Origin of the sequence: Sediminibacterium soli (assembly GCF_009939225.1) — a bacterium.
In the GTDB taxonomy this organism is placed as follows: domain Bacteria; phylum Bacteroidota; class Bacteroidia; order Chitinophagales; family Chitinophagaceae; genus Sediminibacterium; species Sediminibacterium soli.
The window spans coordinates 215,657-237,952 of the sequence record NZ_JAACJR010000006.1; the positions used below are offsets into that span (position 1 = coordinate 215,657).

Here is a 22,296-nt window from a genome sequence, read left to right on the forward strand (position 1 = left end):
CCCTCAGTTTGCGGCAGGAGATTTTTTTTGCACATCCAGCGGGTCTGTACACTCGGCAAGCAGCACGCTGATGGTCTTGTGCAGAACAGGGTGTACCAGCGCCGGCGCGATCTCGCTGAGCGGCAGCAGTACAAACCTGCGGGATGCCATGGCCGGATGGGGTAATGTTAATAAGTCGGTATGGATCACCTGGTCGCCGATCAGCAGAATATCGATATCGATTGTCCGGGGTCCCATCTTTACCGTTCTTGTCCGGCCCATCTCAGACTCTATCGCCAGCAACTCGCGCATGAGCTCCGCTGGCAGCAAACTGGTCTGCAGCGCCAGCGCCTGGTTGAAGAATGCAGGCTGGTCCCTCATTCCCCAGGCTTCGGTTTCATAAATCGAGGACGAACTTTGTATTTTGCCGCAGCGTTCTTCGATCAGTGCACACGCTTTTTGCAGGTTTTCTTCCCTGTTACCAAGATTACCGCCTGTCAGCAAATAAGCCATGTTCATATATTGCAGAAATTACCGGCGTCAAATATCTTTAAATTCAGTACCAATAGTCAAATTATGAGAGGCTTTTTCAAAACCTTTTTCGCTGCCTTCCTTGCGATGGTCGTTTTCTGTATACTGGGCATGTTCCTGTTTGTGGGATTCCTTGCCAGCATTACTTCCAAAGAAAAGCCCACCATACCCGATAAAGCGGTGCTGGTACTGGACCTGTCAACGCATTTCAGGGAAAAAGCGGAGAGTAATCCCGTAAATGCGGTATTGAACGGAGAGGAAGATGACCGGCCCACCTTGTATGATATGGTGCGGCTCATCCGCTATGCCGCAACGGATTCGTCTGTCAAAGGCATATATATACTCTGCGGCAGCAACGCCAACGAATATGCCGCCAGCGAAGAGCTGCGCGATGCGATCAGGGATTTCAAGGCGGGTCATAAGTTCGTGATCGCCTATGGAGAAGCCATTACGCAGAAAGGATATTACATAGGCTGCCTGGCGGATAAACTCTATTGCCATCCGCAGGGCGGTGTGGACTGGTCGGGTTTTTCCGCCGATCTTTTGTTCCTGAAGGGTACGCTCGACAAACTGGAGATACAGCCGCAGATATTTTACGCGGGTAAGTTCAAAAGCGCCACCGAGCCCCTGCGCGAAACGCAGATGACGGAGGCCAACCGCCTGCAAACCTCCGTATGGCTGGGCGGGTTGTACAGCCGCTTCCTGCAGTCGGCTTCCGAGGCCAGGAAGATCGATACCGCCGCATTGCATGCACTTGCCACAACAGGTACGATACAGACGGCAAACGATGCACTGAAGCACCGGTTGGTGGACGGACTGCGGTACGACGACCAGGTTAAATCCGAGATCTCGGCTTTGCTGAAGATCGATGAAAAGAAACAGATCGGGTTTGTCAATTTTACGGACTATTCCAACGGAACATCCTGGCGCAGGGCCAATGGCGGCAGGATAGCGCTGATACTGGCGGATGGCGACATCGTTTCCGGAAAAGGAGACAATGAGCAGGTGGGAAGCGACGAGTTCAGGAACATTATCCGCAAGGCAAGGATGGATAAAGACATCAAGGCCATCGTATTCCGGGTAAATTCTCCCGGCGGCAGTTCCCTGGCCAGCGATGTCATCTGGCGCGAGATCACACTTGCGCGGAAAGAAAAACCGGTTGTGGTCAGTATGGGAGGCGTGGCGGCTTCGGGAGGCTATTATATTTCCTGCAATGCCGATTCCGTGTTTGCCAATGCCAATACGATTACCGGCTCTATCGGCGTATTCAGCGTACTGCCCAATATGCAGTCGTTCTTCCGAAACAAACTGGGTGTCACATTCGACGGCGTCAAAACAGCGCCTTATGCAGACCTGGGCAATATCGGCCGGCCGCTTACCGAGCCCGAGAAACGAATGATGCAGGCAGCGGTGGATTCCATTTACCTCACATTCAAGGCAAGGGTGGCCACCGGGCGGAAAAAAGACATCGGTTATATAGACAGTATCGCACAGGGAAGGGTATGGACAGGCGCCGATGCACGAAAGCTTGGGTTGGTAGACAGGCTGGGTACGCTGCAGGATGCGATGGATTGTGCAGCGCGGATGGCTAAGCTCAAAGAGTACCGTGTGAAGGAGTATCCAGAGAAAAAAAGTTTCTTCGAACAGCTGCTGACGAATTACAAAAAAACAATTGGTAAGGATGTGCTGAAGAACGAGATCGGCGCCGAGCAGATGGCATTGATCAGGCAGTTCAAACAGGTAAAGCAGATGGCAGGAGAGCCACAGACAAGACTGCCGTTTACCTATACCCTCAGGTAAGACCGGCAGCTTTGTTTTTTTGTGCGGCGGCCGACCGTTTGAACAGGCGTTCGTCAAAATCAAAACCGCGGGCTGTGACCGGTTTCAGTTTCCTGAAATCGGCATGCAGGGGGTTGATCAGCAGGTTGTGTTCCGAAGGGATGACAGCCGAAGGGCACCTGATCAGCAGGGAGCGACTGTTCTGCAGCATTTCTTTCCCCATCCACTGCGTATACTCAAAATCATGCTGCCAGCCTTTTTTGAGGGCAGATAACGTAACCTCGTGCTGTGAAATGGTGTCGGGAAGCTGGATCTCCACCAGTTGAATAAGGTTCAGTTCTTCCAGCGTGGCGGTATTTACCAGAATCTCGAGCAGCGCAAGCGAAATATGTTCACTGGCATAGGTAACGGCCACACCCGGCGGGTTCCATCTGCCGCCGCGGATACGTGCACCGGTGCCGGAAATATCGAGTGCATATTTAGGATGCGCAAAACGGTAGATGATCATGTATAAACGCCGTATTGGATACGCAATAGCTGGTCGATCATTTCCTGGATGCCCCTGTCTGAGGCAAGCGAATGAAAATTGAGTACCTGCCCCATAACGGGCTTGTCTTTCTTCAGCCAGTTGTAAAAAGCCTGCCCGTCTGCAAAGGTTTCCAGCCCCAGTTCGATCATTTCCTGGAGCAGCAGGATGCGATCGGTATAGATACCCTCGAAGGAAGTGTTGTTTTTAGCATAACGCTGCAGGGTACGCTCGGAAAGATGCAGCATATCGGCCCATTCGCTCTGCGTAAAAGGCGCGGCATCCATTACTTTTTTTAGCTTTTTGTAAGAATAATCCGCAACGGAAACAGGTTTGCGCAAAGGCGCATACGCCGCCACAGGCTCCTGCATCTGCAGCGGCTTTTTTCTTTCCTGCCTGTATTTTACGATTTTTGCCATATACGTCAATTGTCGTCCAAATATACGACTTTTGTCCGGTCATTCAAAAATACCCGCTTTTTTGCTTTCGTGTAATAAAAGGATAGATTTGTCGGGTCAAAGTTCATTATGAAAGGAAACTACAGCCAGGCGCGTGCTATGCTGGCCATTACCAGGGGAAGCCTGCGGGCTATTTTCCGCAGTCCCTCAGCCGTTATTTTCAGCATCGCTTTTCCCCTGATATTTATCCTTGTCTTCGGTTTTATCGGCGGCAGCGGCAAAGTATCGATGAACGTGGCATTCGACAGGGCCACTGATACCCTGAACCCCATTTACCCCGTACTGAAGAAAATAGCCGGTCTCAATATCGTTACCAAAACCGGTGATGAGCTGCGGGAAGACCTGGAAAAAGGAAGGATCACGGCGGTGATCAATATCCAGAAATCCGGACTGGAGAACCCGCCCTACAATATCAGTCTTACCAGTTCCGAAGCGGTGAGCCCGCAGAACCTGCAGGTACTGCAGTCCATACTCAATGCCGTGATCGCCGGCATCAACCAGCAAACCTATGCCAATGCGCCCACCATTGCGCTGGTGAACAATCATGTGCAGAAGATACCCGGACGTATTTACCGTACCATCGATTTTATCCTTCCTGGGCAGCTGGGTTTTTCCCTGCTCAGCTCGGGTGTATTCGGGGTTGCCTTCCTATTTTTCAGTCTGCGTCAGCAACTCGTACTCAAAAGGTTTTATGCAACGCCGATCAGGCGTTCCTATATTGTTTTAGGAGAGGCTTTCAGCCGGGTGATATTCCAGATGATGACGGCGGTGATCATTATCGGGGTGGGGCATTTTCTTTTTAAGTTTACGCTGGTACATGGTATCACCACTTTTCTCGAGATCATGGTACTCAGCTTCCTGGCGCTTATCCTGTTTATGGGCTTCGGGTTTATTGTAAGCGGCCTGGCCAGGAACGAAAGCATGATACCGCCTTTTGCCAACCTGATCACGCTGCCGCAGTTTCTGCTGGCGGGCACTTTTTTTTCCATCGATGCATTTCCCGCCTGGCTGCAGCCTATCTGCCGTACACTGCCACTGACGCATTTCAACAACGCCATGCGCAATATCGCTTTTGAAGGTGCAAGCCTTGGCAGTTGCTGGCAGGAGATCGGTATACTGGGCATATGGACGGTGGTGGTATATACTGTTGCATTCAAGACATTCAAATGGGAGTAGTATGCGTTTTTTACGATTGATACTGATCAGTATCGCGCTGTTGTTCATCATTGCAACGCTGATTGGCGCTCTGCTGCCTTCGGTGGTACTGGTATCGAGGGCGGTGAACATTACCGCTCCGCGCGATTCGGTACTGCCGTATGTAAAAGATATCCATGGCTGGAAACACTGGATCGAGGGAATGGACGGCCCCTCCGTGCATATTCAGTCTCCCGTACAGGCCCAGCTGGGAAATACAGCGGTAACCATTTTGTCCGTTACCGATTCAACCGTTGTTGCGGACTGGCTGCCTGCAAAAGGAGCGCCGCAGACGGCTACCATGCGGCTGATCTCATCAGCAGATAAAAAAATCACCGTGGTGCAGTGGCAGTTCGAACAGAAGCTGCACTGGTATCCCTGGGAAAGACTGGGGTCGATGATGAACGACAAAATCCTCGGCACCATGATGGAGCGCAACCTCGGTAAACTCAACTCGGTAATTACTTCTCCCCGATAACCCCTGTTCCTGGTGGTTGGCTCAGATGCCCGACAGCAGTTTTTGTATGCAGCCGTACACCTTCTGCAGTTCCTGTTCCGTGATACAGTAGGGCGGCATGATGTATACCGTATTGCCAAGCGGGCGCAGGTAAACACCTTCTGCAAGTGACTGTTGCGTTAATACGCTGCCGATATGATTCAGGTATTCATCGGCACCCTGGTCTATTTCAAAAGCCAGCAGGGTACCCAGTACCCGTACGGATCTTATCGGGTAACCACCCTGTTGTATCGTTTCGGCGAACGACTCGTTGGATTTTTGAATGGCTGAGACGGTTTGCAGCGACTGGTTTTGCACAAGCAGGTCAAGACTGGCCAGCGCCGCAGCGCAGGCAATGGGGTTGGCGGTGAAGGAGTGTCCGTGGAAAAAGGTCTTGTACGCATCATCGCTGCAGTAAGCCTGGTAAATCAGGTCGGTGCAGGCCGTTACGCCCAGCGCCATGGTACCACCGGTGAGCCCCTTGCTCAGGCAAATGATATCGGGCCGCTGCTCCATGTATTCGCTGGCGAACAGTCTTCCCGTTCTTCCAAAACCGGTCATCACCTCATCGGCAATGCAGATGATCTGTCTTTGTTTGAGGTATGCCAGCAACTGGTTCAGCATTTCTGCCGCGTACATCTTCATACCGCCTGCTCCCTGCACCAGCGGTTCATAGATAAAAGCGGCGATCTCTTCCTGGTGCTGCCCGATCAGCTCGCAGGTGGCTGCGATGTTTTCGACCGTTGGCGTGTCGATAAAGATGACTTCGAACAGCAGGTCGTGAAAGGCAAGGGTGAACACACTGCGGTCGCTTACACTCATCGATCCGAAGGTATCGCCATGATAGGCATTGCGGAAAGCGAGTATTTTTTTCCGGCGTTTGTCGCCCCGGTTCCACCAGTACTGGATCGCCATTTTCATGGCCACTTCGGTGGAAGTGGACCCGTTATCGCTGTAGAATACCCTGCTGAACCTGCCCGGCAGCAGCGGCAGCAAGCGTTCTGCCAGCTGCACCGCGGGTTCGTGTGTAAAACCGGCAAAGATCACCTGTTCCAGTTCCAGTGCCTGCCGGTAGATCTTTTCGGCGATATACGGATGTGCGTGTCCATGCAGGGTTACCCACCAGCTGCTGATGGCATCGATATAGGCGTTGCCGTTTTCGTCGTACAAAAAACTTCCTTTTGCCCTGGTAACGGGAATAGGGGGGATGCCATTTTTTTGCCGGGTGAACGGATGCCAGATCACCTGCCGGTCTCTTTCGGATAAACCCATGCGCAAATGTAACTGGATTGACCGCAACTAAGATTTTTCCGGCGGTGCAACGATGGAACATGCAATGGTGTCAGAAGGGCAACAAGCCATGGCGGATCAGCACAAACTGGTAAAAGACTGTTTACGGAACCATCCGGCTGCACAGAAGCAGCTGTATGACCTGTATGCCGATACGATGCTGGGCATTTGCTACCGGTATACCAAAAGCATGAACGACGCGCAGGAAGTGCTGCAGGTAGGCTTTATCAAGGTGTTTAAAAACCTGCACCAGTTCAAACACGAGGGAGAACTGGGCGGGTGGATCAGGCGTATCATGGTAACCACGGCCATCAATTACCTCAAAAGAAAACCGCGCTACCAGCTCGATCTCAGTTTCGAAGACGCTTACCTGCACCCTGTTGAAAACGAAACGCCGGACCTGGCGCTGAATGTGAAAGACATTCTCAGCCTGATCAGGCAGCTGCCCGCAGGGTACCAGACCATTTTTAACCTGCATGCGCTGGAAGGGTACTCGCATGTGGAAATCGGAAAAATGCTGGGCATAAAAGAGGGCACAAGCCGCTCGCAATATGCAAGGGCCAGGGCCCTGCTGATTGGCTGGCTGGAGAAACATTCGGTTAACAGTAAAAAAAACAGTTATGGCGGATAGATCGTTCGAAGAACAGGTGCGCCGTGAATTGGAGGAGCTGCGTATGCAGCCCGACAGCCAGGTATGGGAGGATGTGAGCGCCGCACTGTCAAAAGAAAAAAAACGCTTTGGTGTTTTGTGGATATTGGTCCTGCTGATGGCGGCGGGCGGTACCTGGCTGTTTTTCGACCGGCAAATCCTGCCCGTGAACAGGCCAACGGCCGCTGGGCAGCAGCCGGGGGTACAGACAAATATTCCGGCAACTGCACCCGCCGTAAAACCGGTAATGAAAACGCCGGTCAGCGATTCCTTATCCACGCATCACCATGCCTTGCCGCTGCAGGCAACTGTAGCAGCGAATATGCCCCACACAATTGCCCATACATCCGCACCCGCGGGAAAAAGAACCGTTGCGGGGTCCCAAACCATATTGCCGGGCAGGCCCGTAACCGGTATAACCGCGGCTGACGAGACCGCTGCCCCTAAGCCAGTTCCTGTACAGCCAACCACAGCAAAAACGGCGGATCTGACTGACGCGGAAAAAACCAGTACCACCGTTACCCCCGCAGCGCAAGCCTCTCAAATGCAGCCAGGTGAAATACCGGCCAAAACAGTGGTTGAAAATAAAGACAGTGTTATCGCCGGCGCGGCAGAAAAGAAAACCAGTATCACGCAGAAGAAAAGACGCCCCTGGTCATGGCATATTTCCGCAGACTTGGGTATGGCAGGTATAGCGGAGAGAGCACCTGCTGCAGATTCGGCAAATTATGCATCACCTGCGCCGGGGGGCAACGGACTGTATAACCCGGGATCGGTGAACAATACCGCGGCGATATCCTATAAACTGCCCACCGAAAAAAACGGCGTGTACCTGGCCCTGCAGGTACACGCTACCCGTTACCTGGGTAAAGGATCGGAAATGGGGCTGCATATCGGGTATGCGCAATATGCCAACAGCACCGGTATCGGGCGGCGGCTAAACACACAATCCAACCTGCTGGCAAATACCGCTTTCGACAGCAGGAGTGATAACGGGTATGCCTACCTGAGCACCGACAGCGCCACCTACACCAACCGGTATCATTTTCTGTTGTTTGGGGCCGATTATTACCGCGCACTGGTAAAGAACGATAGCTGGTCGCTGCGTCTGCGTTTGGGAGCAGCGGGCGGAATACTGCTGGCAAGCAACGCGCTTTATTTCGATAAGAATGCAGGCGTATTGTACCGCAACAATGCCATATTATCCAAAACACAGGTACAGTTGTCAGCAGGGTTGGATATCGGGCTGGGTAAGCAGCCGGTATGGTACCTGGGGCCGCAGGTTGGCTATGTTTTGTCGAAGACTAACGATGCCTCTCCGGGAAAGCATTTATGGAATGCAGCAGTGCGCCTCACTGCCGTGCTGCCGCGGAAAAAATAGCCGCGGCCAATTTATTTTTCCTGGATGAAAGACAGGTTTCTTTTAATACCCGAAAATTTGCTCCTTTTCAGCGGCGAGTCTTTGAATACCTTTCTGAAAGCTTCTTCAGAGAGATCTTCCCATTCTTTCGTGGTCAGATTGAGCACTTCGGGAATCGGCGTGAACATAGGTTCATCGGTTGGCTGGCTGAAACGGTTCCAGGGACAGACATCCTGACATACATCACAACCAAACAGCCAGTTGTTGAATTTGCCTTTCATTTCATCGGGCAGCAATGCGTCTTTGAGCTCGATTGTATAGTAGCTGATGCATTTACTGCCATCAACTATTTTATCGGGAAGTATGGCATCAGTAGGACAGGCATCGATGCATTTCCGGCAGGTGCCGCAAAAATCTTTTGCAAACGGGTCATCATAGGCAAGATCGATATCAACGATCAGCGTGGCTATGAAAAAGAAGGAACCATTTTGTTTGCTGATCAGGTTGCCGTTGCGGCCAATCCATCCTGCCCCGGTTTTCTGCGCCCAGGTTCTCTCGAGTACGGGCGCCGAGTCTACAAATCCACGTCCCTGTATATCGCCGATCTGCCGGTTCAATTGTTGCATGAAATCACGAAGTTTTGCCCGGATCACTTCATGGTAATCTTTTCCGAATGCGTATTTGGCAATATGTGGTGTATGGGCCGCCTGTTGCTGTTCGGGAAAATAATTCTGTAATAGGGTGATCACCGATTTGGCACCGGGCACAAGTTTGCGTGGGTCTATGCGCAGGTCGAAGTGGTTTTCCATATACAGCATCTTTCCGTGCATGCCGCCGCGTAACCATTTTTCGAGCCTCCGGGCATCTTCATCGAGCGCTGCCGCCGCTGCGATTCCGCAATAGCTGAATCCCATTTCCTGTGAAATGCGTTTGATCAGCGCCGTATTTTTGGTGATATCCATGCTCCGGGGCAAAGTTACCTATTTCTCCTCCGCATGCAGTTTATGAAAAAACCGGTGGGCAATGGGTGTAAGCAGTATCCCGATATTGGTGATAAACGCAACGCCGCTGAAAAGGGCATAAACCGATGAAAACAGTTTGCCGCCGGTTGTCTTTACTTCCGCCACCGGCCCCATGCCGCTCAGTATCATGGACGCATTGTGCAATGCATCGATCCAGCTCATGGGCCCTCCGAAACGATAGCCCACCACACCGATCAGTAAACAGACCGAAAGAATACAGGATGCGAGCAGGACGTTCCGTTTCAGTCTTTTCAGAAAGACCTTCTTCGAGGCCAGCGGCTGGTACCTGTGCTCGTATTTGGAGGCATCGAACAACCAGAACATAGGCATGTATTTATTTACAGGTTGATTTGATCTGCGCATCAATCATCTCTTTCAGCTCCAGACAAAGCTGTTTGCGCTCTTCTTTCAGTTTTCCGCTGGTCAGGAGCACAAATCCGTACCCCCTGCATTTATCGATCATGGGCCATGTTCCGTTCATTCCCGGCATGGCGATCACGGTTGATTTGCCGTTCTCATCTCCCTGCAGTATCCATTCCCCAAAACCATAAGTATACCCTTTGGCAAAATCAGGCGCGTATTTGATCATGGCAGGCGTGGTTACAGCAGTCTGCATGTCTTCTATGGATTTTTCACTCAGTATGCGTTTACCGTTGAACATGCCTTTGTTCAGCAGCATCGTAAGAAAATTGCCCAGATCGTTTGGTGTAGACACGGCACCTGAAGATGGGCTGACGCCTTCCAGGCTCGCAAAACTGGTATTGCGCATCGCCAGTGGCCGGGTGATCCGGTCCTGCATCAGCTGCTCAAAACTTCTTTTCGTCATCACCTCCAGTATCCTGCCGGCAATATTCAGCCCGGTATTGCTGTAACGGAATTCGAGTCCGGGGTTAGACAGGATTTCCTTCTTTGACGCATGCTGTTCCGCTTCTTCTTCCAGGGAGGCGTATTTCTGTTTCAGCAGCGATCTTCCTGTCTCCGATTCAATCCCGGTCAGATCACCCAGACAATCCCTGATGGTAATAAATCCCTTGGCATATTTGGTATAATAGGGAAGAAACTTGCTGACCTTATCGCCAAGCGCAAGCTTTCCCTCGTCCACAAAACTCATGACCAGCGCAGCGGTAAGCCATTTGCTGGTATTGCCGATCGGCGACTGGGTTTTGATGCCGAACTCGCCTATGGCTTTCTGGTAAATGGGTTTGCCGTCTTTGGTAATCAACAGCATGGCATGGCCATCCAGCTCTTTTTTTGCCGCCTCCATCTTCTTGTCGAGCCCAGAAAAATCGTATTGGCTGAACGCAGACTGAAAGAATAACATGCCGGCCAGCAAAAAGCTGACTTTCATACAGCTGCGGAAGGTAAATGCAGACAGAATTTCAGGTTTTCTCATTGTGCAACAGGGAAGAACAGTTTTTGTGTATGTTGAATGACTTCTTACGGAAAAGATAAGGAGTTTATCACAATCCCAAAGACTATGAACGTTAACAATTATACAATCAAAGCCCAGGAAACCATTCAGTCCGCCCAGCAGCTGGCGTACAATAACGGCAACCCCAATATTGAAACCAATCACCTGCTGAAAGCATTGCTGACGGACAAGGATAGTCCACTGGAATTTTTATTGAAACGCAACAACGTCAATATTGGTTTTACGGAATCCAAGGTGGACGAAAGCATTGCCAGGCTTCCCAAAACACAGGGTAGCGAACCGGCGCAGAATGTAAGCCGCGACCTGAACAATGTATTCCTGAAAGCAAATGCCGTGCTGAAAGAGTTCAAAGATGAATTTGTAAGTCCCGAACACCTTATGCTGGCACTGTTACAGGTAAATGACGATACGGCAAAAACATTGAAAGCGGCGGGCCTTACCGAGAAAGGACTGATCACCGCCATCAAAGACCTGCGTAAAGGCGATACCATCAAATCGCAGACACAGGAAACACAGCTGCATGCGCTGAGCAAATACGCCAAAAACCTCAATGAACTGGCTATGCAGGGCAAACTGGATCCCGTGATCGGTCGTGATGAAGAGATCAGGCGTACGCTGCATATCCTGACACGCCGTTCCAAGAACAACCCCATTTTGGTGGGTGAACCCGGTGTGGGTAAAACCGCCATCGTGGAAGGACTTGCCATGCGGATCGTGAACGGCGATGTGCCCGATAACCTGCGCTCCAAGACCATTTACGGGCTGGATATGGGACAGTTGATAGCCGGCGCGAAATACAAGGGCGAATTTGAAGAAAGACTGAAAAGCGTGGTGAAGGAGGTGACGGAAAGCGAAGGCGAGATACTGCTTTTCATCGACGAGATACACACACTGGTAGGCGCCGGTGGCGGTGAAGGTGCGATGGATGCGGCCAATATACTGAAGCCGGCGCTGGCCCGCGGAGAACTGAGGGCAATAGGCGCCACAACACTGAACGAATACCAGAAATATTTTGAAAAAGACAAGGCCCTCGAACGGCGTTTTCAGAAAGTAATGATCGATGAGCCTACGATGGAAGACGCTATATCCATTCTGCGGGGCCTCAAAGACAGGTACGAAACACACCACCATGTACGCATCAAAGACGAAGCGATCATTGCAGCGGTGGAATTATCGACAAGGTATATGACCGATCGTTTCCTTCCCGACAAAGCCATTGACCTGATCGATGAAAGCGCGGCAAGGCTGCGCCTGGAAATGAATTCCATGCCGGAGGAACTCGATAAACTCGAAAGGCAGATACGCCAACTCGAGATCGAGCGGGAGGCGATCAAGCGGGAGAATGATAAGGATAAACTGAAAGAGCTGAACATTACCATCAGCAATCTTTCTGTGGAACGCGATACGCTCAAATCCAAATGGCAGCAGGAAAAAGAACTGGTTGAAAAAGTGCAGACAGCCAAAGCCGCCATCGAAGACCTGAAGCTGCAGGCAGAACAGGCCGAGAGAAACGGCGATTACGGCAGGGTGGCAGAGATACGCTATGGCAAGGTGCAGGAACAGCAGGCCGTTATCGATGAACTCAGCAAGCAGCTTGAAACCTCAACAGACAAACGCCTGCTGAAAGAAGAAGTGGATGCGGAAGACATTGCCGAGAATGTGGCCAAGGCCACCGGCATACCGGTAACCAAAATGCTGCAGAGCGAGCGTGAGAAATTATTGAATCTCGAAGAAGAACTGCATAACCGCGTGGTAGGGCAGGAGGAAGCCATCACAGCGGTGGCCGATGCCATCCGAAGAAGCCGTGCAGGCCTGCAGGATCCAAAAAAACCGATCGGCTCTTTTATTTTCCTGGGTACAACGGGTGTGGGTAAGACCGAACTGGCCAAAGCGCTTGCCGAATACCTGTTTGACGATGAGAGTATGATGACGCGTATCGATATGAGCGAATACCAGGAAAAACACACCGTGTCAAGACTGGTTGGAGCGCCTCCGGGATATGTGGGGTATGATGAGGGCGGCCAGCTGACCGAAGCCGTGCGCCGGAAACCCTACAGTGTTGTGCTGCTCGATGAAATAGAAAAAGCGCACCCCGATGTATGGAACGTATTGCTGCAGGTACTGGATGACGGCCGCCTCACCGATAACAAAGGCCGCGTGGTGAATTTCAAGAACACCATCATTATCATGACCAGCAATATCGGAAGCCACCTGATACAGGATGCGTTTGAAAATGTACAGGACGCCAATATAGACGAGGCAACCGAACGGGCGAAACTGGAAGTGATGGAACTGCTGCGTAAAACCATACGTCCCGAGTTCCTCAACAGGGTGGATGAGATCATCATGTTCCATCCGCTGCTGAAAAAACAGATCATGGGCATCGTGAAGATACAGCTGGAAGGCTTGAAAAAACTGGTGGCAGCCAATGGTATCCAGCTCGATTTCAGCAACTACCTGATGGAATTCCTGGCCGAACAGGGCTATGACCCGCAGTTTGGTGCAAGACCGCTGAAAAGACTGATTCAGAAACAGATTGTAAATGAACTGAGCAAAAAAATACTGGCAGGGGATATCGACAGGAACAAAACCGTACTGGCAGATGTGTTCGACGGGATAGTGATATTCAGGAACGAAGAACCTGAAAAAAAGTGATGTGCCGATCGTTCGCTGAACAAAAGCCGGGCCTGGTCCGGCTTTTTTGTGGCCGGTCTGCAACTGTTCGGACGAAAAGAGTCAAATAAAAGCTAGGTACTATCCTCTCTTTGTGTCTAAGTTCTTTATTTAACCAAATATCTTTTATTAGGAGGACGATTAGGATTGGTTGGTTTATGCAGTCCATTGGGGTCTTGCCTTCAGCGATGCGCGGTGATGGTAAAGCTTGGGTTTCGCATCCCTCTGTGTTCCTCCGTGCCCCTGTGGCTCTGTGTTGAAACGGTGTCTCAGTTGCCTCCCGGTTTCAATAACCCGATGGTCGAGATTTTTTCAACACAGAGCCACGGAGATACGGAGTTGCACAGAAATTTTTCTCCGGTCTCTGCGTCTGCACGGCACCGCTGGTGGATTGTGCCGGTGGTTATAACAAATTCTTTGTACTTTAGTCCGGTTGAAAAAGTGTATCGGCATATGGATTCTGGCAGTCTATGTATTTGCCTATGGTGAAGGACACCAGCTTCTCCGTATTCCCTACCTCGTAAAACATTACCAGAAACACAAACAGGCCGACCCCCGCATGACGGTGGCCAGGTTCATCCGCATCCATTACATAGAACAGGTACCACAGGGCGATGATTTTCAGCAGGACAAACAGCTTCCCTTCCGCACCATCGATGTAAGTCTGATGGCCGCCCTGTATAAAAGCGAACCGGCGTCGATAGAGATACAGCCGCTGCCCGCCGTGCGCACCGTTCACCGTTCTTACGAAGAGACCAACAAACCACTGTACAACCCCCTCGCTGTTTTCCAGCCTCCCCGAAACGCCTGAACGATACGGATCGATTCTTTTTTCAAGGCGTAAATCTTTTTACATGTTACAGGCTATCATTCGCTTTTCCGTGAGGAATAAGCTGATCATAGGTTTGTTCACGCTGGCGTTGGTGCTGACAGGCGTGATCAACCTCAGGCAACTGCCTATCGATGCACTGCCGGATATCACGAGCAACCAGGTACAGGTGATCACCACATCGCCAACGCTGGCCGCACCCGAAGTGGAGCAGCTCATTACTTTTCCCATCGAACAGGCATCGGCCCGCATACCGGGTATCAGGGAAATGCGGTCCATCTCGCGTTTCGGCCTTTCTGTGGTAACCATCGTTTTCAGCGATGAAACCGATATCTACTGGGCCAGGCAACAGGTGAACGAACAGATCAGCCTGGCGCGGGAGCAGATCCCCGCCGAAGCCGGCAAACCGGAACTGGCACCCGCAACAACAGGTCTGGGAGAAGTGTACCAGTACATACTCCGTGCCGCAAAAGGTTATGAAAACAAATACGATCTTACCGAGCTGCGGTCTATCCAGGACTGGATCGTAAGAAGACAGCTGCTGGGCACACCCGGTGTGGCCGATGTAAGCAGTTTTGGCGGTAACCTCAAACAATACGAGGTGGCCATTCAGCCCGACAGACTGAAAAGCATGAACGTAACGGTTTCGGATGTGTTCACTGCAGTACAGAAAAACAACCAGAATTCAGGCGGGGCCTATATCGAAAAAGGACCCACGGCGTTGTTCATCCGAACCGAGGGACTGGCGGGCAGCATGGATGATATCCGCAAAATGGTGGTGAAGTATACGCCCTCGGGTATTCCCGTACTGATCAGCGATGTGGCCGAAGTGCGTATCGGTCACGCGATCCGTTACGGGGCAATGACCTACAAGGCAGAAGGCGAGGTGGCAGGTGCAATTGTATTGATGCTGAAAGGCGCCAACGCCTCGCAGGTGGTGAACAGTGTAAAGGAACGCATTGAACAGATACGTAAAAATTTACCCGAAGGGGTGCTGCTCGAATCTTTTTATGACCGCACCAAAATGGTCGATAACGCCATCAGCACGGTAAAAAAGAACCTGCTCGAAGGTGCATTGATCGTGGTGTTTGTATTGGTGCTGTTCCTCGGTAATCTCCGTGCGGGACTGATCGTTGCTTCGGTGATACCGCTTTCCATGTTGTTTGCCGTGATCATGATGAACCTGTTCGGTGTATCGGGCAACCTGATGAGCCTGGGCGCACTGGATTTCGGACTGATCGTAGACGGCGCCGTGATCATCGTGGAAGCGGTGCTGCATCGCCTGACGCATCTCGGGTTGCTGCCCGGGAAAAAATCCATCACTCCGCAGGAACTGAACAGCGAAGTATCGGGTTCTGCGGGTAAGATGATGAACTCGGCCGTGTTCGGACAGGTGATCATCCTGATCGTATACCTGCCAATACTGACGCTTACCGGTATTGAAGGAAAAATGTTCAAACCCATGGCGCAAACGGTTTCTTTTGCCCTGATCGGCGCATTCCTGTTATCGGTCACCTATATACCCATGATCTCCTCGCTGGTACTTAGCAGGAGGGTGGCGGATAAGGAAAACCTGGCCGACCGGCTGATGCGGCGGGTGCAGCGCGTGTACGCCCGTTTGCTGAACGGCGCATTGCGTTTTCCCAGGCTGGTGGTTGGCGCGGCCGTGGGCTTATTTGTACTGGCCCTGGTGCTGATGCAATCGCTGGGCGGAGAATTCATCCCGGAAATGGAAGAAGGCGATTTTGCGGTTGATGCGCGGCTGATGACCGGCAGTTCGTTAACCGAAACCGTTCATACCACGCAAAAAGCCGTAGCCATCCTGCAGAACCGATTTCCGGAAGTGGAAAAAATTGTAACGCGTATCGGCGCCGCCGAAATACCAACCGATCCGATGCCGGTGGAGATGACGGATATCATGATCACGCTGAAGCCAAGATCCGAATGGGTGTCTGCCAGCTCCTTTGACGAACTCGCCAACAAAATGAGTGAAGCAATCAAACAGGTGCCGGGTATGACAGCCGGATTCCAGTTTCCCGTACAGATGCGTTTCAACGAACTGATCTCGGGCGCCAAACAGGATATCGTCTGCAAGGTATTCGGCGACGACCTCGACAGTCTTGCCGCATTCGCCGGCCGCATCGGCTCCATAGCCGGAACGGTAAACGGCGCCAAAGACATATACATCGAATCGGTTACCGGTCTGCCGCAGATCGTCGTGCGGTACGACAGGAACATGATGGCCGCCTACCAGCTTACCATCGAAGATGTGAACCGGGTGATCAGAACGGCTTTTGCCGGCTCCTCCGCGGGTATGGTTTACGAAAAAGAAAGACGGTACGACCTGGTGGTGCGTCTCAATAAAGAAGACAGGAACGATATCAGCGATGTGCAGCAGCTGCTCATACCCACGCCAACGGGTCTGCAGGTGCCGCTGTACCAGGTGGCGCAGGTAGCCATTGAACAGGGACCGAACCAGATACAGCGAGAGAACGCCCAACGCCGCGTGATCGTGGGGTTTAATGTGCGCGGAAGGGATATTGAATCGGTTGTAAACGAGCTGCGCGAAAAAGCAGGCAGACAACTGCGCATGCCGGCCGGGTATTTTATCACCTATGGCGGGCAGTTCGAGAACCTGGTAGAGGCCAAAGACAGGCTGGCCGTCGCCCTGCCTGCGGCCCTGCTGCTGATACTGCTGATGCTGTATTTCGCGTTCGGTTCGGTGAAATACGGGTTGCTGATCTTTTCTGCCATACCCTTATCGGCCATAGGCGGTGTATTTGCTTTGTTTGCCAGGGGAATGCCTTTCAGTATTTCCGCGGGGGTTGGTTTTATCGCCTTATTCGGTGTGGCCGTGCTGAACGGTATTGTATTGATCGCAGAATTTAACCGGATCAAAAAACAGGGAGTGCAGGATATGAAACAGATCATCATACAGGGAACAACCATGCGCCTCCGGCCCGTACTGATGACGGCGGCCGTGGCATCACTCGGATTTTTACCGATGGCATTCAGCAAAGGCTCCGGCGCAGAAGTGCAGCGGCCGCTGGCCACGGTAGTCATCGGCGGGCTGATCACCGCTACCTTTCTTACGCTGGTGGTATTGCCCATTCTTTACCGGTGGATCGAAACCCGGCGCAGGAAAAGCAGCAGAAAAACAATCACCACCCTGCTCTTGTTTTTATTCGTGTTAACCGCCGGCATCTCCCGGGCGCAGCAGGCTGTTCCGCTTGATTCCATGCTGCGGCAGGCCGAACGGCAGAACCTGGGCTTGCAGGGCGCGCGAAAACAATCCGAATACTGGAAACAATTGCAGGAAGGGGTATTCGATCCGCCTAAAATGCAGATGGGTGCTGAGTACGGCAACATCAACAGCGCGGTAAACGATACCCGTTTCCTGGTGAGCCAATCGTTTCAGCTGCCTGCCGTATACAACCGGCAACGCGTGTTATACCAGGCCGAGGAAACGACGCAGCGGCAGCTCGCCGGCTGGCGCAAAGCGGAGCTGTTCAGGGAAACCAAAAAACTGTTCTACCAACTGGTGGAACTGCAGGAGCGAAAAAAACTGTTACAGGAACTGGACTCCATCTATACCGAAACAGGAAAAGCCGCCAGCCTGCGTTTTTCCTCTGGCGAAACCAATTTTCTCGAAAAAACCAACAGCGAAGCGCAGGTGCTGCAGCTGCAGGTGCAATCGGCGCAGCTGGACGCAGATATACTGCTGACGCAGCGAAAACTGCAGTGGCTGCTGCAAACAGACAGGCTGTTACTGCCCTCCTATACATCGCTGAAAAAAACGGGCGAAGTCATGATCGATACATCGGTGTCGGCGCCGCACCCGCTGGTGCAGTACCAGCAATCGCTGGAGCGGACCGCCGCCGCACAGACGAATATGGAAAAGGCAAAGCGAATGCCCGAACTGGGACTGGGTTACAGCAACCAGTCGATTACCGGTTACCAGAGTCCGGATGGCCTTACACAGAAATACTACGGGTCGGGTAACCGTTTCCATGTGTTCAGCTTTTCTGTTGCCCTGCCGGTTTTTCAAAGCGCGGCGAAGGCCAGGATCAGGGCCGGCGCCGTACAGGAATCGGTGGCGCGTATCAATACAAAAATTGCAGAAGAACAACTGAAGAACGCGAAATGGCAGTTACTGGCCGAATGGCAGAAACAGCATGCCGTGCTGAAATACTACGAACAGAACGGCCTGCGGCAGGCAGAACAGATCATCTACAACGCCGGGCAAAACCTGCGAAGCGGTAACCTCAGTTACCTCGAATGGACCCTGCTGATGAACAATGCCATCAGCATCCGCATCAATTACCTCGACGCAATAAAAAAATACAACGAGTCGCTGATCGAACTCGAATACTTAAACGAAAAATAACCCGGTATGCGCAATAGCATCATGATCCTTACCTGTTTTCTCTATGCCTGTTCCGGCAAGCCCAAACCGGAAACGGCCATCGCAACCAAAACAGGCGATACCATCAGGCTCACAGAAGAACAGGTTCGGAATGCCGCCATCACAACAGGCGGCGTCAGCAAAAAAACACTGAAAACAGAACTGGTGGTCAACGGCGTGGCGGATGTGCCGCCGCAGAACATTGTTTCCGTCAGCTTCCCGCTGGGCGGGTACCTGAAGAGTACCAGACTGCTTCCCGGCATGCGGGTGAGAAAGGGCGAAGTGATCGCCACGGTGGAAGACCAGGCTTTGATTCAGTTACAGCAGGATTACCTGGTAACAAAAACACGTCTTGAATTTCTCGGCAAGGATTTTGAACGACAGAAGCTGCTGAACGAAAACAAGGTAAGCGCCGATAAGGTTTTTCAGCAAATACAGGCCGATTACCAGTCACAGAAAGTGCTGCTGAAAGGATATGGCGAAAAACTGAAACTGGTGGGTATCGATCCCGCAAAACTGGATGAGAATACGATATCAAGAAGCATTTCCCTGCATTCACCCATCGACGGCTTTGTTTCCAAAGTGAATGTGAACATCGGTAAATACGTTACCCCCTCGGAAGTTTTGTTTGAGCTGATCAACCCTTCGGACATTCATGCCGCATTGAATGTTTTTGAAAAAGACCTTGTCTTGGTGGCCCCGGGCCAGAAAGTGATCGTGACGCTGGTGGACGATCCGAAAAAAGAATACGAGGCGCAGGTGCTGCTGATCACCCGCAATGTTGATGAAAGCCGCTCGGCGCTGATCCATTGTCATTTTGAAACCAATCCCGCACATCTCCTGCCCGGTATGTTTTTGCGGGGCCGGGTGCAGGTGGCCGGCATGGAATCGGCTGCCGTGCCGGAAGACGCGGTGGTTCGTCATGGCGCCAATGAATTCATCGTGGAAGACATCGGGTCAAACCGCTATGTGCTGCTGCCGGTGAAAACGGGTGTACGGGATAACGGCTATGTAGCGGTAAGCATTCCGCAGGGCGAGCTGTTCGGCAGGAAGGTGGTGGTGAAAAACGCCTACCCGGTGTTGGCGGCTTTGCGTAATAAAACCGATTAGTGCGATGGAATCAGACCGACAGTATTCCCCACCGGCCTGTTTTGTATATTAGCGCCAGCAACCATGGTTCAGTTTACCGCCATCATACAGCAATTTGAAGAACAGGGAGAGAAAACCGGCTGGACCTATATCGAGCTTCCGCCAGCTATTGCCGGGCAACTGAAACCCGGAACCCGGCAATCGTTCCGCGTAAAAGGAAGACTTGATAAACACAGGATAGAAGGGGTGGCGCTGCTGCCGATGGGTGGCGGCCGCTTTATCATTCCCATCAATGCCGCCATGCGCAAAGGCATACGGAAAAAGAAAGGCGCCATGCTGGAAGCAGTGCTGTCTGTTGATACCAAACCGCTGGCTATACCCCCTGAGTTTTTGGAATGTCTCGAGGACGAGCCTATTGCCAAAGCCTTTTTTAACGAACTGAAATTATCGCACCGTAACTACTACACCAAATGGCTGACGGGAGTAAAAACAGAAACCGCCCGCACCAAACGCATCTCCCAGGCCATCACGGCGCTCTCCAAAAAACAGGATTTCGGAACGATGATAAGAAACATGAAAAAGAACAGGATTGATTGATGAACGATTGCCGATTGCCGATGGATATAATCAAATCGGCAATCGGCAATCGGCAATCGAAAAATCGGCAATCAGCTCCCAGCCATCTTACAATTCGGAAAACTCCGTGGGGTTCAGGAGCATCGTGTCGTTCTTCTGCACGGTATTCTTGTATTCTTCCATGGCGGAGAGTTTTTTCCATTCGGGGTCTGCGCTGAAAGCAGCCCAGTGTTCGTCGCGCTCTTTGCGGTTGTTGAAGCTGGTCATGTACATCAGGTTGGGCATGCGGCTGCCAGCAATCACTTCGCCATAGAAAACAGCGTTGAACCCGAGACGGTCAAACAAAGCGATCTCGCCGCCTTCGTTGAACATCTCCACTTTTTTCCGGTACAGCCGTTCGTTGGCAGATTCATAACTGCGCAATTCGAAGATGCGTTCTGTTTTGTTGCCCGAGAGGGAAGGGGCTTTCCATCCCGGCATCAGCGGAAATGCCTTCAGCAGGATGGTTTCGGTGCGGGTGTAGGGCGACTGGTTAAAGGCGGTATTCCAGTAGGCGGAGGACCTGATCGAAGCATTTTTTACCAGCAGGTCTTCGATCTTCTCGGCATGCCCAAAAGATTTCAGGGGAATAAAAACAAATATCCGTTTATCCGCCGCTGTATCGTTCGCGATATGGTGAAACACACCCACTTTGGAAACACCGGTAGCATGCAATGCCGGGAGATAGGTGTTTTTTAGGTACTCATCAACCTGGGCAACCTGCTCCGTTTTGGACACATGGTATACTTTGATTTCGTAAAACGCTCTTTTCTGGGCAGACAGTCCCAGGCAACCCATGCATACCCCGAGGGTAAGGAGAAAAATTTTCATATGTAATTTATTTGCAATTGTTTGGTCAAGATAATCCATTCCTTTTAAAAAAATAGTAACCCTTTAACAAATCCTTGGCAAACGTTTTGCATAGTTATTGTATCTCTTGAAAAATACCAATACCTACAGATGTAAGGAACTCTACTTTAAACAGAACCAACATGAAAAACAACCTCCTCTCCCTGGCCATCGTGGCGCTCTGCGTTATTGGTATGGCGGCCTGTAAGAAAAGCACCTCAGACGAACCTGCCGTTCCGCAGGGTAAAGAACATCTATCCTTATATCTGACAGACGGACCTGGTCTCTTTGACAAAGTACTGATCGATATCCGTTCGGTGAAAGTGCTGGTGGATACTTCGGCAAACACACGTAAGCACGATAACGAGGACTGGGACCACCAGGGCCGCGATGACGATCGCCGCAAAGATTCCTCTTTTGTATGGGAAACATTGAATATCAAAGCGGGTGTATACGATATCCTGACTTTCCGCAACGGTGCGGATACACTGCTGGCAGCTTCCAATGTTACCAAGGGCTCCATTCGTCTGATCAAGATCGAGATCGGCACCAACAACTCGCTGGTAAAGGACAATGTAACCTATCCGCTGAACTGGCCGGCCAACATGCCCAACTATGTATTGCTCAAACTCAGGGGTAATGAATGCGAATCTTACCTGCCGGGTAAAAAACGTCTCTGGGTTGATTTTGACGTAAGCAGGTCGATCGTAGAGAACAACAACGGGTTTTATCTCAAACCGGTGTTCCATTTCTTTGTGCTGTCAACCACCGGTACCGTTGCAGGCAAGGTAACGCCAAGGGAAGGTTATCCTGTTGTAACGGTGTTCAACGGATCCGACACGGCCTACGCACTGCCTAACCGCGACGGTTATTTCAAAGTGCGCGGTCTTGGAGACGGAACCTATTCCGTATTCGTGAATGCATCCAACGGCTATGCCGATACCACCATCACTAATGTTGTGGTAAAAGCACCGAAAGAAACATCGATAGGAGCCATCACGCTGCACAAATAAGGTAACATTATTCATATCATCTTCAAAGGGGAACAACTGTTCCCCTTGTTTTGTTTGCCGTAAACAGGCTTTTCTCTGCCGGCCGTGCCGCAGCGCTATTTTCTTTT

General features: G+C 51.5%; 19 protein-coding genes. 11 read left to right on the top strand and 8 right to left on the bottom strand.

The genetic code is table 11. The annotated features are described in order from the left end of the window. Positions 1-3: 3 nt before the first annotated feature. Complete coding sequence (gene folK / locus GWC94_RS04830) at positions 4-492, bottom strand: 2-amino-4-hydroxy-6-hydroxymethyldihydropteridine diphosphokinase (protein ID WP_235918460.1); 489 nt, start codon at positions 490-492, stop codon at positions 4-6. 63 nt (positions 493-555) lie between these two features. Here folK and sppA point away from each other — a divergent pair, with 63 nt between their 5' ends. Next, entirely contained in the window at positions 556-2,310 is a 1,755-nt protein-coding gene (sppA, locus tag GWC94_RS04835) for a signal peptide peptidase SppA (RefSeq protein WP_161833905.1), read from the top strand. Here sppA and GWC94_RS04840 read toward each other — a convergent pair. Then, a complete protein-coding gene (locus GWC94_RS04840; protein WP_161833906.1) occupies positions 2,303-2,797 on the bottom strand; it encodes an RES family NAD+ phosphorylase in 495 nt (164 codons plus the stop codon). The two genes, sppA and GWC94_RS04840, sit on opposite strands and share 8 nt — an antisense overlap. Then, a complete protein-coding gene (locus GWC94_RS04845) occupies positions 2,794-3,234 on the bottom strand; it encodes an antitoxin Xre-like helix-turn-helix domain-containing protein (protein WP_161833907.1) in 441 nt (146 codons plus the stop codon). The genes GWC94_RS04840 and GWC94_RS04845 overlap by 4 nt, the downstream gene beginning before the upstream one ends. Positions 3,235-3,342: 108 nt before the next feature. On the opposite strand from GWC94_RS04845, the gene GWC94_RS04850 reads away from it, so the two are divergent. Next, positions 3,343-4,449 carry an ABC transporter permease gene (locus GWC94_RS04850; RefSeq protein WP_161833908.1) on the top strand — a complete coding sequence of 369 codons (1,107 nt, stop codon included), beginning with the start codon at positions 3,343-3,345 and terminating at the stop codon, positions 4,447-4,449. Position 4,450: 1 nt separating this feature from the next. Further along, on the top strand, positions 4,451-4,945 hold the full coding sequence (locus tag GWC94_RS04855) for an SRPBCC family protein (RefSeq protein WP_161833909.1): 495 nt from the start codon (positions 4,451-4,453) through the stop codon (positions 4,943-4,945). Between the two features lie 21 nt (positions 4,946-4,966). Here GWC94_RS04855 and bioA read toward each other — a convergent pair whose 3' ends face one another. Then, positions 4,967-6,235 carry an adenosylmethionine--8-amino-7-oxononanoate transaminase gene (gene bioA / locus GWC94_RS04860; protein ID WP_161833910.1) on the bottom strand — a complete coding sequence of 423 codons (1,269 nt, stop codon included), beginning with the start codon at positions 6,233-6,235 and terminating at the stop codon, positions 4,967-4,969. A 52-nt stretch (positions 6,236-6,287) separates the two neighbouring features. Here bioA and GWC94_RS04865 point away from each other — a divergent pair, with 52 nt between their 5' ends. Both GWC94_RS04865 and GWC94_RS04870 read left to right on the top strand, forming a co-directional pair. Next, a complete protein-coding gene (locus GWC94_RS04865) occupies positions 6,288-6,884 on the top strand; it encodes an RNA polymerase sigma factor (RefSeq protein ID WP_235918461.1) in 597 nt (198 codons plus the stop codon). After that, positions 6,874-8,283 carry a hypothetical protein gene (locus GWC94_RS04870; RefSeq protein ID WP_161833911.1) on the top strand — a complete coding sequence of 470 codons (1,410 nt, stop codon included), beginning with the start codon at positions 6,874-6,876 and terminating at the stop codon, positions 8,281-8,283. Before GWC94_RS04865 ends, GWC94_RS04870 begins: the two co-directional genes overlap by 11 nt. A gap of 11 nt (positions 8,284-8,294) precedes the next feature. On the opposite strand, the gene queG is transcribed toward GWC94_RS04870, so the two are convergent. The 3 genes from queG to GWC94_RS04885 are packed head-to-tail and all read right to left on the bottom strand — an operon-like array spanning position 8,295 to position 10,632. Next, the gene (gene queG, locus GWC94_RS04875) at positions 8,295-9,224 is read right to left on the bottom strand and encodes a tRNA epoxyqueuosine(34) reductase QueG (protein WP_161833912.1); all 930 of its coding nucleotides are present in this window, start codon (positions 9,222-9,224) and stop codon (positions 8,295-8,297) included. Between the two features lie 18 nt (positions 9,225-9,242). Further along, the gene (locus GWC94_RS04880; protein WP_161833913.1) at positions 9,243-9,608 is read right to left on the bottom strand and encodes a hypothetical protein; all 366 of its coding nucleotides are present in this window, start codon (positions 9,606-9,608) and stop codon (positions 9,243-9,245) included. A 10-nt stretch (positions 9,609-9,618) separates the two neighbouring features. Next, positions 9,619-10,632: a serine hydrolase domain-containing protein gene (locus GWC94_RS04885; RefSeq protein WP_161833914.1), complete on the bottom strand. Its 1,014-nt coding sequence runs from the start codon at positions 10,630-10,632 to the stop codon at positions 9,619-9,621. A gap of 129 nt (positions 10,633-10,761) precedes the next feature. Here GWC94_RS04885 and clpB point away from each other — a divergent pair, with 129 nt between their 5' ends. The 5 genes from clpB (at position 10,762) to GWC94_RS04910 (ending at position 20,309) form a co-directional block, all read left to right on the top strand. After that, the gene (gene clpB, locus GWC94_RS04890) at positions 10,762-13,371 is read left to right on the top strand and encodes an ATP-dependent chaperone ClpB (protein ID WP_161833915.1); all 2,610 of its coding nucleotides are present in this window, start codon (positions 10,762-10,764) and stop codon (positions 13,369-13,371) included. A gap of 451 nt (positions 13,372-13,822) precedes the next feature. Continuing rightward, positions 13,823-14,200 carry a hypothetical protein gene (locus GWC94_RS04895; RefSeq protein ID WP_161833916.1) on the top strand — a complete coding sequence of 126 codons (378 nt, stop codon included), beginning with the start codon at positions 13,823-13,825 and terminating at the stop codon, positions 14,198-14,200. Positions 14,201-14,243: 43 nt separating this feature from the next. Beyond that, positions 14,244-18,605: a CusA/CzcA family heavy metal efflux RND transporter gene (locus tag GWC94_RS04900; RefSeq protein WP_161833917.1), complete on the top strand. Its 4,362-nt coding sequence runs from the start codon at positions 14,244-14,246 to the stop codon at positions 18,603-18,605. A gap of 6 nt (positions 18,606-18,611) precedes the next feature. Further along, positions 18,612-19,733: an efflux RND transporter periplasmic adaptor subunit gene (locus GWC94_RS04905; RefSeq protein ID WP_161833918.1), complete on the top strand. Its 1,122-nt coding sequence runs from the start codon at positions 18,612-18,614 to the stop codon at positions 19,731-19,733. A gap of 63 nt (positions 19,734-19,796) precedes the next feature. Then, complete coding sequence (locus GWC94_RS04910) at positions 19,797-20,309, top strand: YdeI/OmpD-associated family protein (protein ID WP_161833919.1); 513 nt, start codon at positions 19,797-19,799, stop codon at positions 20,307-20,309. 87 nt (positions 20,310-20,396) lie between these two features. Here GWC94_RS04910 and GWC94_RS04915 read toward each other — a convergent pair whose 3' ends face one another. Then, positions 20,397-21,158: an NIPSNAP family protein gene (locus GWC94_RS04915; RefSeq protein ID WP_161833920.1), complete on the bottom strand. Its 762-nt coding sequence runs from the start codon at positions 21,156-21,158 to the stop codon at positions 20,397-20,399. Between the two features lie 161 nt (positions 21,159-21,319). Here GWC94_RS04915 and GWC94_RS04920 point away from each other — a divergent pair, with 161 nt between their 5' ends. Continuing rightward, a complete protein-coding gene (locus GWC94_RS04920; RefSeq protein WP_161833921.1) occupies positions 21,320-22,189 on the top strand; it encodes a DUF4382 domain-containing protein in 870 nt (289 codons plus the stop codon). The last annotated feature ends 107 nt before the right edge of the window (positions 22,190-22,296 follow it).